The sequence below is a fragment of the Streptomyces sp. Alt3 genome (assembly GCF_030719215.1).
GTDB classification, from domain to species: Bacteria; Actinomycetota; Actinomycetes; order Streptomycetales; family Streptomycetaceae; genus Streptomyces; species Streptomyces glycanivorans.
Window position 1 is genome coordinate 6,810,245 of the sequence record NZ_CP120983.1, and the last position, 15,948, is coordinate 6,826,192.

Sequence of the window (15,948 nt, forward strand, 5' to 3'; positions counted from 1 at the left end):
GAGGGGAACCTCAGTATGCTCCGCATATGCAAGTAAAGAAAGCAGCGCTGGAGCAGCACATTGCAGTGTTCGGCGAGAGCGGCAGCGGGAAGACCGTCATGCTCTCCTCCTTCTATGGAGCGACGCAGGAGCCTCAGTACCTGCAGAAGAGTCTGTTCCATGTCGTGGCGGACGAAATGGGACAGGGCACTCGGCTGCATCGAAACTACCTTGGCATGAGGGAGTCGGCGCGACTGCCCGCAACCAACCGTTTCTCCGCCACGTCCTATTCTTTCTCGGTCAGGCTGAAGGACGGGTCCGACGCCAAGGCCAATAAGGCCAGGCCTTTCGACGCCCTGCGCCTTGTCTGGCACGATTACCCGGGTGAGTGGTTCGAGGAGGACGTGAGTGGGCCGGAGGAGGCCCAACGCAGAGTCGACACGTTCATGTCCTTGCTGGGCTCTGATGTCGCTCTCCTGCTGGTGGACGGTCAGCGGTTGCTGGACAACGCCGGACAGGAAGAGCGGTACCTGAAGTCGCTGCTGACCAATTTCCGTAACGGACTGCTGTCGATCAAGAGTGATCTACTGAAGGACGGCAAGCCTCTCGTTGAATTTCCGCGTATCTGGATCATGGCACTGTCAAAGTCCGATCTGCTGCCGAACCTGGACGTGTTCAATTTCAGGGATCTCCTCGTGGAGAAGGCCGGCGATGACATAGTCGAATTGCGTGGGGTGATCGCTGGGCTGGTGGAGGCCAGTGACGCGTTGTCCGTGGGTGAGGACTTCGTGCTGCTTTCGTCAGCGAAGTTCGGTGCAGAAAAGATTGAGGTGACCAAGCGCGTCGGCCTGGAGTTGATCCTCCCGCTGGCCGCCATGCTTCCATTCGAGCGCCACGTCCGATGGGCCCAGTTGAAACAAATCCCTGTGAAGGTAGCGGAGAGTCTACTGGGCGGGGCGGGAGCTTTGGCCGCTGCGCTGGTCGGTAGCAAGGTCAAGCTGCCTGGTGCGGTAGGTCTTTTGCGGAACGTCGTCGGCCTCGTGCTCTCGAAGGAAGTCTTGAACGAGGCGGCCAAGGTGGCAGGGGATAAACTCAAAAACATCAACTCCGAAGCGATGGCCAAACAGAACTATCTTACCGCCACGTTGACCCGCTTCCGGATGGACCTGGACAGGGGAGAAGAGGAGCAGGTCTTTCTGAGGAGCGTCAAGTGAGCCTCATCTGGGCCACGCGTGGGCGGACCTGGGGTTTCCGGTTTCTCCGTGACGGGGGATTCGGGGATCCACTCCAGGTCTACGACGACGCCTTCTCGGATGTCGGGGACGAGCCGGAAGTCTGGTGGCGCGTCGCCGAGAAGGGGGCGCTGCGTTTCCCGGATCCCTTGGGACGCAAGGACAGGGCCGGCAGAATCATCCCCCACGAGTTCGTTGTCCTCGGGCCCTTGGCCAATGAGGTGGACTCGGTCGAGTGTGCTCGTCAGCTGGTCTGGCCCCAGGTTGCCGACGTATTCAGCCGCATCTGGGAAATGCCCGAGCCGCCCCCGCCCGGCGAGGGACTTTAGCGACACAATTGCCGCTGCCGCCGGGCGGTGAGTCGCGTCACGCTCGCTGCCTGCGGGCGAGGCGGTAGACGCCGTAGGTGATGCCCAGAATGATGTCCACGGCTACCCAGAGAGCGATGATGAGGCCTATTCCGATCGCGGTGCCGACGTCGCTTCATTCTGACACGTGGTTAGAAGTCATCTCAATTGACTCGGTAGCCTGTTGTCCATGGTGGGGATTGTTGAGCGTCTGGTGCCGGAGGAGTTGTGGGAGCTGTTTCCGCGAGTGGTGCCGGAGGCGCCGTCGCGGCCTCAGGGTGGCGGTCGGCGCCGTCACGGCCACCGTGAGGTGCTGGCCGCGATCGTGTTCGTGGCGACATCGGGATGCACGTGGCAGCAGGTTCCCTCCGCATCGCTCGGTCCGTCGGGGGCTACGGCTCACCGCCGGTTCACCGATTGGACGAAAGCATGAACTGTTTGAGGCCGACCAGGGGTTAGAAGGCTCGTAGCCTCTCGATGTGGTGTCGCTGCTGTTTGTCGTCCTGTTTTATGTGCACACTGACAAGCACTCTACGGCCGTCAGGCTTGTAGTAGATGCGGCCAAGTCGCTCGCTTCCCGCGATGCCCGTTGCCAATTTCGTCACCTCGAACCAGCCACTCATTCCATCAAGGTCCTTTCCAAAAAGGCGCCCAGAGTCGATCTCAGCTAGTGCTCTCATCGTGGACGCCGGCGAGTCGAGGTTGGCGATCACGTCGACTGCATCGAGAACGAACTCGAGGCGGCTGAACGCCTGAGGCAGGAATTCAATGACACCGCCTCGCCGAGGCCGTTGCGCGGTCGCGGCGCGAAGTCGCTCAGTCTCCAGCGCCTCAAGTTCCGACACCCTTCCAAGGAGTGCGTCTACCTGCGCCGCCAAGCCGCCAGCGCGTGCTCCGCTTTCTGTGACTTCCGATTCGGCCGCTCGCACACGCTCCAGCAGCAAGGAGTTCTCGGCAAGAGCTAGTTCTCGAAGCTCCTCGGCGTCAGCGAGGCTCCTTACCAGCTCCGCCGCGTCAGTCAGGCCTCCCAGGCCTTGTCGGAGCACGGAGAGTTGCTCGTGTAGATCTGCATGATGGCGTTCTGCAAGGGCAACGGATTCTCGATATCGATGCTCGCTCGCTTCAACGTTCGCGAGATCGTGACGGAGCTGCGCGAGCTCACGTTCAGCTGCCTCGCCCTTCCGTGTCGCGACGTAAAGCTGGTTGAGCAGTTCCTCGATTCGCGCCTCTGCATCAGCGAGTCGAGCGGTAGTCGGATCCGTGACTGGCACCGTCGGCGCAAGAGACGACGGCGGCGCGATGACAGCCCCGACGAGCGCAAGTGCTTCGGCCTGGCTGCCCTTGAACCGAAGACGCGCGAACCAGTCGTAGAAATTGCCGTCGGCTGCTGGACGATGGCTTACGTCCCAGCGCTGGACGCTGAGATCTGCGCCCTCAAGTGCTGACACCAAACTGCTGGCGACGCGCTCTGGCGCGTTGAAGACGACGTAATGCCCGTACTGATTGGTCTCGAGGTGCCACTCGACGTCGAAACCGCCGGCCTTCTCCAGCGGTTCATCGACAAGGGGAGCGTACGGAACCTCTGCTCCGGCGAACAGGAAACGATTGCAGTCCGCAAGTTCCCAGCTCGATCCGCCCAAGTCGATGAGATCGCCCTGCCGGAGTGGGTAGACGGCGCCCGCGTACGCGACGCCCGCATATCCATCGGGGGTCAGACGAATCGGACGGCGGACTCCCGACTCGACTTCCGTTCCGTGGTCAAGGACTCGCACGAGTGCCTTGGCGCTCGCCATGTCACGCCGATCCGCATCGGCACTTCGGGTGCCCCCACTGGCGCTTGCAGACGGAGCACGGCTGGTAGTACAGGTGTTCCCGCACCTGGGCTTCTGTCGCTCCGTCGCGCACGTGCCGGGCGAATGCCCCTGAGTTGTGCCGATATAGCACGTCGCCGGGAATAGCCGCCTTGTCCGTGTACCTCGCCACATTCGCACGGACGACCAGTCCTGCCTGTGGCACGACTATGGACTCCTCAGGTGCTTTTGGGTCTGCGGCACCACCTCCGGGCATAGCAGAAGCCGGGAGGCCAAGGCCGAACTCCAGGTCGTAGTACGACGCCTTGACTCGATCGTGCTTCTGGCTCGATGACGCCTCGACCGACAACACCAAGTCGTCGTCGAGAAGAACCTTCAGTTCGAGGCGCTCATGAAGTGGCGGCGCGGCCTCATCGACGCCGATTGTGATCATTCCCAGCGACGTTCGACGCTCGCTCGCCTGCGGATGCGATGACAAGGCGGTCGGAGTGGCGATCGGGAATTTAGCCTTCCCGTCCGTCGGATCCGCGCAGTACAGGTGGAGAGTTTCGTGCTTGGCCTCTCCACCGAGAGGCATTTCTGTGCCCGCGGCGAGGAGCGGCATCAAAGACCCACGGGCGAGCTCGAGCTCGACGGGCTTTGCCAGTCGGAGCCTCTGCTGGTCATGTGCAATCCACGCAGCCCCTTGTGAGATCAATGTGGCACTGTTCGTCGGCACCTCAACTCGGTCCGGACCAAACAACTCGTACAGCCGGCTTCGAATCGCGGGCATGGCCGCCATCCCGCCGACCACGACGACTAGCGAGACCTGGCCGGGTGCCATCGACAAGCTGCCGAGCAGCGACTCGATCTCATCAATACCTGCCGTCACGAGTGGCCGTGTGATCTCTTCCAGCTCCTGACGTGTGAGCTGGTACTGCAACGTGGCCCCTGATTGGAAATAACTTGGCCGGTAGAATGTCACATCAACGCGGTCCGCCGATAGCTCGATCTTGTTCCGTTCCGCGTCCTGGAGGAGCCGGAGTTCAGCCTCAGGGATCGCAAGGTCACGGTCAGTGGCACTGCCGCGAGCCCGAACGCGCTTTACGACCTCGTCGCGAATCACCCTGTCGAACTCGTCGCCGCCGACCTGGGCCGAGCCACCGTTGCGAAGTTGTCTCACCTGTTCTTCGTCGACCCGGCAGAGAGTCAGGTCCAGCGTTCCGCCGCCCCAGTCGACAACCAGAACGTTTCGTCGTGCAAGCCGCCGCGCCATCTCCTCTGGGTCGTTTGCTCCCCGGATGAACCCATACAAGGCGGCTAGCGGCTCGTGGACGAACTGGGCTACACGCATCCCGGCCCCGGCGAACGCCTCTCGCAGGGCCGCGCGTCGGTGCCCATTCATGGTCACGGGGATCGTGACCACAGCGCTGTCGAGGCTGCCAAGCACCTTCCGCTGCGGACTGCGCAGGGACTCCGATCGGACGTGCCGCACGACGTCCGCAACGATGTCCACCGGGCTCCGGTCGACGCCTCCGACGGCGATTACTTCCTCGCCGAGGAGAAATTTTGGCGATTTCACCGTGTTGCCGTGCACCCCGATGCCCGCCGCACCCAACGCGTCCTTGGCTTCGCGGCCGACGACTACCTGCTCGCCTTCGTACCGGACGATCGAGGGATGTGGTCGGCCAGTCTCGACGTCCATCACGTCGATCACGCGGTCACCAACTACTACCGAAACCAGACTGTTGGTCGTTCCGAAGTCGAACCCGACGATCATGCGAAGCCTCCGGACGCGTTCTTCAGCTGCTCGACCTCACGGGTGAGGGCAAGCAGGGAACGGTCGAGGAACTCCTCCGCGACGTTGGGCGCACCGTTCCGGAGTGCGTGCAGGCCATCGGTAAGCAGATCGATCTCACCCCCGAGACGCCGGATGATGCGCGTTCGCAGCGTTTCGTAGTCGTCCGTCATGTGGCTCTTGTCGACCACTCTGTTATCGCGCTCAGCCGCGAGCTCCTTTTGTAGTCGCACCACGTCGGCAGAGAACGCGTCGGCGCGAGCCATCGCAGATTGCTCGCGCTCCTCGACGGCCGAAAGCTCACTGCGGAGCCGAGTCTCGCGATTCCGAGCAGCGCCAGCCTCATGCTCGAGTTGTGTGACCTGATACTCCAAGCGGGCGAGCCGGGCCAGGTAGTTCTCGCCGACGATCCCGAGCACGTCGAGATCGCGGCTTGCCACAACCTCGCTGGCGGCTCGCTCTAGCCCTGTTACCTCCGGGGCCTCGTACCTCCAGACAGAGCCGTACGACGCATCGAGGAACTGATCCAGGGTCCACTCACGCTGGAGCACGCGGAGGAGGCCGTAGCACGCGATCGCATTCTTGACGAGGCGCTCACTGTCAGCGGTCTTGAACTGCTCCGGGGACAGCCCAAGATCGTCGGCGCAGACCTGCCGGGCCATGCTGCGAAGGTGTTCGGTCGAGAGCTGCGGACCCCTACGGGGATCGACCAGCTGGTTCACCCAGACCCGGAACACCGGGCTGTGGCCCAGTGCGACTACCGCGAGGTCAAAGAGCCGGTTCAACGCCGGTGCGAGGTCACCATTCTCGGCGCGTTTGAGCGGGATCCCCTGGCGCGCCACATACTGAAGCAGCTTGAACGGGGCCGACAACGTTGGGTCCGTCGGCGCGAGATCCGCGACCAGCGCACTCTCTGATGCGATGCCCTCGTCGGTGATCGCCAGCTTCTTGAGGGTCTCCTTTGGGAGGTCAAGCAGTCGAGCGTTCGACTTGTAGGCGAACGTCAGCAGGTCGCCGATCGAGGTAATGACCGGCTTTGTCTTCGTCTTGGATGTGGCCCGATGCGAGCCCTCTTCCACAACGGATGCCGTCGGCGCATTGTCAGTAGGTGCGGCCGAGGCCGTGCCGTCGCCGGTAGCGGTTGCCGGCGCGGGGGCGCTCGGCCCCGACTCCGCGCCGGGCTCTGGAATGGTCTCGTTGCTCAACGTCCTACCTCTTGCAGTCGGGTCCGAAATCCTGCGTACCAGGCGCCGGTCTCATTAGAGTGCCTGAGCGCCTCGCCCTGTCGTGATGCGCCCTCGGTGTCTCCCGCAGCGAGCAGCGCCTCAGCGGCGATGAGCCGGACCTTGAACTGGTCCTGGGGCCGGAGCTCGCCCAGCAAGGGCAACAGTTGGGTAACCACGGGTGACTGGGTCCCGTCCAAAGCCGTTGCACCGACGTCCAGGAGGTCCTCGGTAACGGAGTCACTCAACGCCTGATCGAGGCTTCCGTGCGACCGGTCGGCCAGACTTGTCGTGACGAAGTCGCCGCCTGCGAGGAGGGATCGGAACCGCGCCGCAACATCGGAGACGCGGTGGCTGTTGGTCTTGCGCACGGCGAGTTCGAACTGGTTGTAGTGCAACGCGACCAAACCGCAGATCGCCTCCGCCGCGGACCGGTCAAAGGTCGACAGCAGAGAGACAGCACCGTTGTACCGCTGCTCGTACAGCGGCGCACCCGACGCATCTACCCGGCCGGGGTCCTCGACCGCCTCCCGCGCAAGCACGCCGTACAGGTATGCCGCCAGACCTTCGCGGTAACGGCGGGCCGTCACCCCGCGGCCGGCACGCATGATGAAGGTGTCGATTGCGTTGCGACTCAACTCGCGACTGGAGATGAGCTTCTCCAAGGCCTGGTCGACGAGGCAGAGGTCCTCTTCCTCTGCAAGGCAGAAATCGAACTCGAACGTTCGCTCCAGCGGGCCATTGAAAACTGCCACTGTCTGGACGCCAACCTTCACCGAGGCAAGGTAGCCGGCGGCCTCAGATGTCGAGGTCTCGCGGCCGTTGACGGTGATGGATTCGACATCCGAAGTCACCCAATCGGCGAAGCCACTGGAGCTCGTGACCATCAAGCGCGTGCGCCCGCACTCTCGTCCCCTGAAGAGGAGGGTAGGCCGCTTAGTCGCATGACCGTCGAAGTGGTGCGCTCGGCGGGCGCGCTCGGACGAGAAGACGAGTCCACACTCAGTGCAGGGAAAATCAGGGGGCTTTGGCGGGGCTGGCAGTCCGACCGACTCGAATCCGGTTGGCTCATGGAACTCCATGTAGCCGGTGTGCCAGAACCCCACGAACCCCACCTGTCGCTGCCTGATCCGCGTCCCCTACGCCTTAGGAAGGCTAGTCGGAGCGCAGGGACTTTGCGAGGTAAAAGGCTCTGTTCGTAGCGGGTCACGCCCCGTTCTCTCCGTGGAGGATCGCTGCCCTGGCCGCCCAGGCCAGGATGCTCTGTCCCCGCATGGACAGTCCGAGGCGGTTCCAGTGGAAGATCACGTGGTAGCTGAGCACCTGCCGTAGCCCGCGGTCGAGGGTTCCGTCCTGGACGGCGTGGCCGAGCGCCTTCCCCGCGTCGCGGAAGGCGGTGGCCCACTCGTCGACGGGCTCCAGCAGTCCGCCGGGGCGCAGCAGGGCGTTGGTGTCGGCGAAGAGCAGGGGCCGGATCTCCCGGGCGCGGGCGTCGAGGCTGGTGGTCGGGACGTCGTTGATGGCCGAGCGGTGTTCTTCCGTGATGACGCGGTGCCAGACATCCCCTTGCTCGTACCACTCCAGTTTGGCCGCGCGCATCATGAGTGTGCAGAGGAGGACGGACAACTCGCGTGATCCCACGGCCAGATCGCCGCGCTGCCGAAGCCGCTGTGCCTCGCGGCTGTCGGTGATGAAGAGGGCGTGCGCGGCTGTCATGCCGGCTGCCCCTCCGAATGCCGCGGTCTCCGGTTCGTAGATGCCGGGCCACCATCGTTGGAGCTGCCCGTCGGTGACGAGGCGGTCAAAGTCGTTGCCGACGGTCAACTTGGCCCCGATTGTGGGCCGTACGCGCAGACGCAGGCGCCAGCAGGGGTGCTTGCGTGTGTACCACCAGCCGTTGATGGCGCCGGCGGCTTCAGCGACTCGTAGGACAGGTAGCACGTGTGTGGTGAAGGTGGTGCCGGCGTTCGCCCAGTCGGTGAAGTGGAGGTATGCGTGCCACCAGTCGGTGGTGGCGGAGCGACGGTCAAGGGCCTCCCGGCCGGCCTGGTCGTAAACCTTGACGGCGCTGGACAGGGCCACGGTGTCCATCCCGTACCGGTGCGCGGCGTCGGCGATCGGTAGTCCGGTGAGGACGGCGAGGACCGCGTTCTGAATCGGGCTCGGCTCCGTCTGGGTCAGTTGATCAGGAGACATGAGTCCCATCCGGTGATCGGGGCCTGCTGTGCGGCATAGGTGGTGAGGGCGAGCGCGGTGCCGGCGTCGCCGTTGATCAGCCCGGTCGTGGGGTGGCTGCCCGGTTGGGCTCGTGCGACGAGGGTGTCGCCGAGGCGCTTCGTGAGGGTCTGAAGTCGGTGGTCGAGGGCGTCGGCGGCGGCGCGGGTGGCGGTCTGGTAGATGCCTGCCCAGCCGTGGCACAGACCCGAGTCGGTGACGTGGGCGAGCTGTTCGGGGTCGGTCAGGGTGCGGTACAGGGCGTCCTCGTAGAACGCCCGGAGGTCGGGGGCGCGCAGGGCGAGTCCGGCGAGTTGCCCGGCCCGTGCGATGCCCGTGGTTCCGTAGCACCAGCTCGGCCGGGCGGGGGCGTCATGGTGAGGGCGTCCGCGGTCGAAGTCACGGCGCGAGATGTGCTCGGGCCACCAGGGACCGGAGGGACTGAGCTGGCACCAGACGTCAAGGTGCTCGCAGATGGCCCACATGGCCTCCCGGTGGCCGTCGACGGTGATGCCGCGACGCATTGCCTGGGCCAGGAGAAGGAGTGGGCCGGTGATTCCGTGGGCGGCACCGAAGTTGGCGTGGCCGCCCGGGAAGTGGGGGGAGTCGCCGCGTGCCGGGTCGTGGCGGACCCACCAGCCGGGCAGCCCACGACCGGCAGGGGCGAGCGGGCGGGTCAGGGCGACGAGGTATCGCAGGACGCGTTCCAGGGCGATCCCCCCGGGGTCTGCGCGCAGTAGGTAGGCACCGATGCCGGTCAGGCCGTAGAAGAGGTCGTACTCGGCGAAGGTGGGCAGGTCGCCGTTGCGGATGCGGGTGAGCGCGGCATCGACGCGGCGGTGGGTGAGAGCAGTGATGTGCTGGTGGAGCGTTCTGCGCGCAGGGTTGTACAGGTGTTGAAAGGGCGGCGGAACGGTGGTGAGGACGAAGCCGATGGCGGGGGCGCCGAGGAACAGGCCGGTGGTGTCGGCCGCGCTGATGTGTCCCGTGGCTGCGGCGGTGATCCACCGGTGGGCGGAGCGCCAGGAACCGCCGTGACGGCCGGCCATCTCGATGTGCAGCAGGCTGACTCCGGCGGCGCCGTCGGCGAGGGACTGCACCGCCCAGGGCTCGTCCGGGGGCGCAGGAGCCGGTTCTGCGAGTTGGACGGTGTACTGCTCCAGGAATGCCGAGGGGCTGGCGGTCGGCGCGGTCATCGGGCTGCCATCCGGTGCTGAAGGGCCACGGTTCGTACGAGCCGGATCGTGACCTCCTCGGTGCGCGGGTCGACGCCCAGTGCCCGGACGTGGTGCTGGTGCAGTAGCGAGCGGGTGACGTCGAGCGGATCACGCTGGCCGGTCAAGGTGCGCCGGTAGGTGTCCACGGCGGCGGCGCGGTCCCGCCACGCTTCGGCGACCTGGGAGCCGCCGGGAAGTGCGGTGAGCGCGGAAGTGCCGGACGGTGCGGCGAGCTCGAGCACCTGGCTCCGCAGGGCTCGGTTCAGTGGCCCTTTGCTCTGGGGGAGGTTGCGCACCAACCACTCCTCAACTGCGGCGGTGTTCTGCGCCAGGGGGATGACGAGGCGCAGAGCACTGGCCGCGGCGAGGGCCTGCGGGCCGAACGTGTCGCTGTGCTCGGTGAGCTGGATCTGCGCAAGGGCGGCGGCGGAGTCCGTCGCGAACACCTGGTGCGCGGCGTCCATGGCCGCCTCGCCGCCGAAGCGCCCGGTCTGCGGCTGGTAGGGAGCCAGGGTGAGGCCGGACGCCAGACCGAGCCCGTGCAGGTTGTCCGCCCAGGTACGGATGTGCTGGGCGGCGGTGCCGTACGCGTCCGGCGGCAGGTGCAGCGTGAGGTCCAGGTGTTGGTCCGCGTCCGGCCGGGCCATCTCCCGGTGCCGGGTGAACCACCAGGTCGGCGGCTGCTCGCCGAACGTGGAGAGAAGGCTGGGCAGGTGGCGGCTCAGGATCTCGTCGTAGCGGCGTGGGTGGGCGTGGAGCTGAGCGTGGAGTACGTTGCTGGCGCCCGGGAGGTGTCGCTCGGGGTGAGACGAGGTGGTGAGCTGGGGGCGGGGTATATCGGTCGTGTCGGAGGTCTGGCCCAGGGAGAGCCAGATTTCGTGCGCACGCCCGATCCAGCCGTGGGAGTCGCCGTCCGGGACCTCGCGCAGCTCCAGACGTCGGGTGCTGTCGAGGTGCGCGCGCAGGACCCGGCGGTGGACCGGATGGGACAGGTCGAGGGGCAGGCGCTGGTCGTACTCGATCATGGCCGCCTTCATGGGCCCCCGTAGGCGGTTTCGCCAGGTGTCGAAGGCGTGCTCCCACTCCTGGGTCGTGGCTTTGCGGCCGGGCAGGTCGTCGGCCATGAGTAACCAACGGGCCTGGGCGAGGATGGTGCGGCGGTAGCGCACCCGCGGCAGGTACGGGAGCCGAGAGCCGGCGCCGAAGTTGAACGGCTTGTAGGCGGCGAACCGTCCGTTGGCCACCTCGGCGAGGAACCGGGCCAGAGGCGGTGTCTGGGTGCCGCCTTCCAGGGCGTGCAGCACCCGTACGTCGATGCGCCGGCCGGTGGAGAGCTGCACGAGGTAGAAGCTGCGAGGGTCCGCGGTGACGGCGATGTCGGTGAGATGGATCGTCGTCTCGTCCGCTTCCCGGTGGCCGGACAGCTCGATGACGTGCGGCAGCAATCGCGGAGTACGGGTGACGTTCTCGTTGCGGTGCCGGCGCGGCGGGAACACGAGCTGCGCGGTAAGGACGTCCGGCGCCCCGTGGTACGTGGCGGCGAGTGCGTCCTGCTGGTCGGGCGGCAGGATGTGGGCGAACCGGCCAGCCATGCTGCTGCCGGGGCGAGGCGCCGCGGTGAGGAGGACGTCGAAGGAGCCGCGGGACAGAGCTGTGGTGCTGGGGGAGTGGATTTCGAAGGCGGTCTCCACCCGGGGCACGAACAGCCGCTCGTCGCTTCCGGTGGCCTTCTCCAGGGCGTCGACTATGTCGTCTGTGAGTCGGAGTTCGTCGCGGCCGTCCAGGAGGACCTGCTGCATCAGGGCGAGCAGCAGCTCGTCCCGGTCGGTGCGGAGTTTCGGGGCGGCGCCGCGTTCGGAGCCGAGGTATCCGGCGGGCAGGCCCAGGCCGCTGTCGGCGACCAGGTCCATCACCGGCACCAAGGCGCCGACGCCGTACCGGGCCCGGAACCGGCGGTGGTAGTCGCGCCAGTGCTGGTAGCCGTAGGGCTGCGGGGTGGTCCGGTACAGGGCCGACACGGCTGCTTGCACTTCCGCGATCACGGCCTGCGGGAGCTGGGTCTTGCAGTCGAGGACGGTGTCGATGAGCAGCGGCGTCGGGGTGACGGGGGTGAGGGCGCGCATCCGCGTAACGAGGGCGTTCACGTTGGTGTCGGAGAGTGTCGGCTGGTGGGAGGACACGTCGTCGCGCAGCGCGTACAGCGCGTGGACCAGGCCCCGCACCTCCGGGATGGTGTCCGCCTGGTGCCGGTCCAGTTCGCGGCACAGGTGCTGGAAGGCGTCCACGGTGGTCATGGGCGCCCACAGGCTGGTGATGAGGAACTGCTGCTCGACCAGGCCCAGGAGGAGAGCGTCGATCTTGTCGGCGGTGGCCTGCGGGAAGCCGGCGCGCAGGTGGTTGTGGAGTTCGGCGTACGGGATGGGGGCGCGGGCCGCATCCATCGCGGCGGCCACCGGTCGGGCGTTGCGGACGGACACCTCGACGGGGGCCAGGAGGACGGAGTGGCCGTCGGACGGCGGGCCCGGCGCCACGAGCCGGTCGCCGCGGGTGTGAGCGGCGTTGTTGGCGACGAGCGGTAACCGCTTCAGTAACGCGGGGGTGCGCTGGAGACGCAGGATCATGTCGGTGACCCATTCGGCGTCCGGCCGGATCACCGCGCGGTGCTTGTCGCGCCACCGCACGCCGGCCCGGGGCCCGACGGACACCGGGGCGGTGCCGGCGAACAGACCGAGCGGGGTCGGGCGGTGCTGCCACCGTAGGAGGTAGGCGGCCGTCGACAGCGCGGTGCGGCGCACGTGACGGGGCTCGGCCTGCCGGCCGCGTACGACTGCCTCGATGGCGTCGGACAGGGCGGGGGTGGCCAGTTCCAGCGCGCTGCGGAAGTCCTCGCGCTGCCAGATGCCGTTCAGCCATCCGCGGGTGACGGCCACGTCGTCCAGGTCGAGGGTACGGGGGATGTCTGCCGGTCCGGGGCCGGTGGTGGCGCGCAGCATCGCCACGCCCTGCCACTGGTAGCCAGCGACTGCTCGGGAAGCCATGAGGCCCTTCCGTCAGGCGGCGCGGGGGAGGGGAGAGGGGCCGGTGGGCCGGGCGAAGCGCTTCGCCCGGCCCACCGGCGAGGGACGGCCTGGATCAGGCCGGGTCCTCGGTGAAGGAGGCGCAGGCGGAGGCGCCGGTCGCGCAGGTGCTGCCACAGCCGTCGCCCGTGGAGCACATGAGCTTGCCGTACGCGTGCTCGGCGATGATGACCTTCACGTCCAGGGGCGCGAAGTCGTCGTCCAGGCCGGCCAGCGGGGTGGGCGGGGCCAGAGTGGTGCTCGTCATGATGTGCCTTCCTCTTGTGCGGATGGTTCGGATGGTGCGGGACTACCTGGCTCCCGGTGTTACGCCGAGGGCCAGGAGAGCGAGATCCGGCTGTGCACCTTGTCGATGACCCGGCCGCCAGGAATCTGGTTATCGGGGGTACCTGCCGGATAGACCCGGATGGCCGGGCTGGGGCCGCCGCGCCGGTTGGCCTCCCAGTCGCGGAGAACGTCGGCGATCTTGTCGGCGAGCTGCTGCGCGTTCGGGCCGAGGGCGTGCACGCCGTACTCGATGTGCTTGTTGCCCTCGGTGCGGCGGGTGACGAGGTAGGCGAAGGTGTCGTCCTCGACGGCGGCGAGGACGAACCGCTTGTTCACGGGGGCGACCAGGCCCGTGTCCAGGTCTTCGTCGACGGCCATTGTGCAGAAGCCCGGCAGGCTGATCGCCATCGCCATCTGCAGGGTGTCGATGAGTTCCTGGAGACGAACGGTGACACCGGTCCACAGCTCGTGGCGCGGTGTCGTGACGGCGTTGTCCAGCCGGTGCGGGTCGGCCGGCAGGCCGTCGTCGAACTTGAGCCCGATCTCCGGGGTGCCGTTGACCAGGAGAAGCTCTTCCCGGTGGGCGGTCGAGCCCTGCATCGGGACGAAGCCGCAGATCCGCGCTGACTCGCTCTCCAAGTAGGGGCCGTGCTCGCCCGTGACCTGGATGAAGGCGACCGACCGGGTCAAGCCCCGCATCCGCAACGGCACCAAGAGCCGGCCACCCTGCTTGAGCTGTGCGGTCCACGCCGGGGAGATGTCCCAGGCTCCGGCGGTCACCATCACGACATCGACCTCACCGAGGCCAGGAACGGGCTCGGCGGCATCAGCGGTGACGACGTGGACGCGGCCGTAACCGTGCTCGTCCAGGAGCCGGCGCGCGCGGTCGGCGACGACGGGGTCGATGTCCACGGTGACGACTTCGCCGTCCTCGCCGACGAGCTCGGCGAGGTAGGCCGCGTTCAGCCCGCCCGAGCCGATCTCCAACACCCGCATGCCAGGCTTCACCTGGGCCTGCTCCAGCATCATGGCCTGGATCTGCGGGGCGGAGACGGAGCTGAGCTGCACACCGTGCTCGTCCGTCTTGGTGATCACGGCGGCGTACGTGTCGTACGCCTTGTCCAGCGGGGTGTTGGGGGTGAACTCGTGCCGGGGCACCTTGCGCATGGCCGCTTCGGTCTCCGGCGAAGAGATGTTGCCGTCCGCGCACAGCTCGTCCACCACCTTGTTTCGCAGGCGGGTCGCCTCGTCGGGCTCGACGGTCGTGTTCGTCATGAACTTCCTCCGGTCGTACGTGTTTGGGGAGACAGGCCGGCACCGCGTGCCGGTGGGACGGGGGCTGCCGGTGAACGGCCTCCTTCTTGTCGGAGCGCGCGCCCAAGGTTGTGGAGGGCGCCCGGGGGATTTGGTGCCGGTGGTGAGCCGCCCGGCGGTCCTGTCTGTACCACTCAGGGCCGCCGGGCGACCGTCTACGTGGCGGGCACAAGATCGTCCAGGTTGACGACCTCGTAGTCCCGCAGCTCGCGTACGAGTTGGCTCGCCAGGAACCAGCCCACCTGGGGATGCCCGTACGGCACGGGCGCATCGTCGTGCTCGGCAGGAAGCGGTTCCAAGCCGAGGGCGGAGAGGCGATACCGGGAACCGACAACACCCCAGAGCGACGTCGCCCGCGCACGGAAGGCGACGTGCCCCTTCCGCAGATGCGGACACAATTCGATGGCAGGCCGCACATGCTTAAGACACACCGGCGGCTGCGCCGTCCGCACCGGCTCACCGCCCCGATGCGCCGCGCCCTCCGCAGACCCGGCCAGGAAGACGTACCCCCGGTCGGTCTCGGCCGTACAGAAGCCGATCTGGCAACGAAGCTGCCGCATGCACGCCAACTGCCGGGCTGGATTGACCAAGCGCCACTGCGGTTTGCCCGCCGGGCTCCCGGAAGCATCGACCGACTGGGAGCACCGCGCCCACAGCTCACCGTGCGGGCCACGGTCTGCCGGTGTCTCGTTGCGATAGGCGAGACGCACGGAGCCGAAGGCGTTCATGCTGAGCGTTAGGTCCGATTCCGGTGCGCCGTACTCGCCCTCCCGTGAGGTGATGTAGGGGACGAGTCCCGACGCTGCGCCGGCCCGCTTCACGAGGCTGCCCCCGCCGTGTCGAGAGGAGCGCCGAGGGGCCGGTGCGGGGCGATGACACGGCCGTCGGGGAGAAGTTCCCCGGTGTCCTCGAAGAGAAGCACCCCGTTGCACAGCAGGCTCCAGCCCTGCTCAGGGCGGTGCCTGAGAGGTTGCGCGGCCTCCCTGTCGGGAGCCTCGGCCACGGGGCACGGCGGGTTGTGCGCACACATGGTGCTCGTCCTCTCGGGTGGGAAGTCGGGCCCTCTTCGGCGAACTACAGGGCCGTGGGGGAACACGGAACGGAGATTGCCGAAGAGGGAGTCGTGTGGTGCCGCTGCACGAAGTCGGCGATGGCTGCCTCGCTGTAGCCGTAGAAGCGACCGAGGGCGGTGACGCTGCGGTCGCCCCAGAGCATCGGTGGCCTCTCGCCCCACTCGACAACGGGACCAGTGTCCGGACAGGACGACAACCGCAAGCGAGGGTTGGGGAAGCCGGGCTGCTCAAGGAGAAGGTCACGGACCTTGAGCCCGAAGCAGAAGCACGACACCGGGTAGTACCCGCCTCGCCGCGTGCCCCCGGCGGGGACCGCGAGGAAGGGCGTACGCAGGGTGCGCACAGCGACGCTCTCTCCAAGAGCCAGGTGTCGGAGATGCGCTGCTCGTAGTAGTCGAAGTCGTACGCGTCCCGCGG

The 15,948-nt window shown here is 66.9% G+C and carries 14 protein-coding genes and 1 pseudogene; 3 read left to right on the forward strand and 12 right to left on the reverse strand.

The annotated features are described in order from the left end of the window. Positions 1-26 precede the first annotated feature (26 nt). The 3 genes and pseudogenes from P8A20_RS30125 to P8A20_RS30135 all read left to right on the forward strand — a co-directional run. Positions 27-1,193 carry a TRAFAC clade GTPase domain-containing protein gene (locus tag P8A20_RS30125; protein ID WP_306104568.1) on the forward strand — a complete coding sequence of 389 codons (1,167 nt, stop codon included), beginning with the start codon at positions 27-29 and terminating at the stop codon, positions 1,191-1,193. Then, positions 1,190-1,540, forward strand: a complete 351-nt coding sequence (locus P8A20_RS30130) for a hypothetical protein (RefSeq protein WP_266412414.1) — start codon at positions 1,190-1,192, stop codon at positions 1,538-1,540. The genes P8A20_RS30125 and P8A20_RS30130 overlap by 4 nt, the downstream gene beginning before the upstream one ends. A 208-nt stretch (positions 1,541-1,748) precedes the next feature. Further along, positions 1,749-1,988, forward strand: a pseudogene (locus P8A20_RS30135) (transposase); the annotation flags it as partial. Positions 1,989-2,013: 25 nt separating this feature from the next. Here the strand turns inward: P8A20_RS30135 and P8A20_RS30140 are convergent. The 12 genes from P8A20_RS30140 to P8A20_RS38805 form a co-directional block, all read right to left on the reverse strand. Beyond that, positions 2,014-3,351 carry a hypothetical protein gene (locus tag P8A20_RS30140; RefSeq protein ID WP_306104569.1) on the reverse strand — a complete coding sequence of 446 codons (1,338 nt, stop codon included), beginning with the start codon at positions 3,349-3,351 and terminating at the stop codon, positions 2,014-2,016. A 1-nt stretch (position 3,352) separates the two neighbouring features. Then, on the reverse strand, positions 3,353-5,128 hold the full coding sequence (locus P8A20_RS30145) for an Hsp70 family protein (protein WP_306104570.1): 1,776 nt from the start codon (positions 5,126-5,128) through the stop codon (positions 3,353-3,355). Continuing rightward, positions 5,125-6,351, reverse strand: coding sequence for a hypothetical protein (locus P8A20_RS30150; RefSeq protein ID WP_306104571.1), 1,227 nt, complete (start codon positions 6,349-6,351; stop codon positions 5,125-5,127). Before P8A20_RS30150 ends, P8A20_RS30145 begins: the two co-directional genes overlap by 4 nt. Then, a complete protein-coding gene (locus tag P8A20_RS30155; RefSeq protein ID WP_306104572.1) occupies positions 6,348-7,256 on the reverse strand; it encodes a hypothetical protein in 909 nt (302 codons plus the stop codon). Before P8A20_RS30155 ends, P8A20_RS30150 begins: the two co-directional genes overlap by 4 nt. A gap of 319 nt (positions 7,257-7,575) precedes the next feature. Beyond that, complete coding sequence (locus P8A20_RS30160; RefSeq protein ID WP_306104573.1) at positions 7,576-8,565, reverse strand: thiopeptide-type bacteriocin biosynthesis protein; 990 nt, start codon at positions 8,563-8,565, stop codon at positions 7,576-7,578. Continuing rightward, complete coding sequence (locus P8A20_RS30165; protein WP_306104574.1) at positions 8,547-9,779, reverse strand: lanthionine synthetase C family protein; 1,233 nt, start codon at positions 9,777-9,779, stop codon at positions 8,547-8,549. Before P8A20_RS30165 ends, P8A20_RS30160 begins: the two co-directional genes overlap by 19 nt. Next, positions 9,776-12,838, reverse strand: coding sequence for a lantibiotic dehydratase (locus P8A20_RS30170; RefSeq protein WP_306104575.1), 3,063 nt, complete (start codon positions 12,836-12,838; stop codon positions 9,776-9,778). Before P8A20_RS30170 ends, P8A20_RS30165 begins: the two co-directional genes overlap by 4 nt. A gap of 94 nt (positions 12,839-12,932) precedes the next feature. Beyond that, on the reverse strand, positions 12,933-13,124 hold the full coding sequence (locus P8A20_RS30175; RefSeq protein ID WP_306104576.1) for an FxLD family lanthipeptide: 192 nt from the start codon (positions 13,122-13,124) through the stop codon (positions 12,933-12,935). A 59-nt stretch (positions 13,125-13,183) separates the two neighbouring features. Further along, positions 13,184-14,419, reverse strand: a complete 1,236-nt coding sequence (gene fxlM, locus P8A20_RS30180; RefSeq protein WP_306104577.1) for a methyltransferase, FxLD system — start codon at positions 14,417-14,419, stop codon at positions 13,184-13,186. Between the two features lie 194 nt (positions 14,420-14,613). Then, on the reverse strand, positions 14,614-15,186 hold the full coding sequence (locus P8A20_RS30185; RefSeq protein ID WP_306104578.1) for a hypothetical protein: 573 nt from the start codon (positions 15,184-15,186) through the stop codon (positions 14,614-14,616). 89 nt (positions 15,187-15,275) lie between these two features. Next, positions 15,276-15,488 carry a DUF5999 family protein gene (locus P8A20_RS30190; RefSeq protein WP_266796420.1) on the reverse strand — a complete coding sequence of 71 codons (213 nt, stop codon included), beginning with the start codon at positions 15,486-15,488 and terminating at the stop codon, positions 15,276-15,278. A gap of 44 nt (positions 15,489-15,532) precedes the next feature. Next, a complete protein-coding gene (locus tag P8A20_RS38805; protein ID WP_371934419.1) occupies positions 15,533-15,874 on the reverse strand; it encodes a DUF6302 family protein in 342 nt (113 codons plus the stop codon). Positions 15,875-15,948 lie beyond the last annotated feature (74 nt).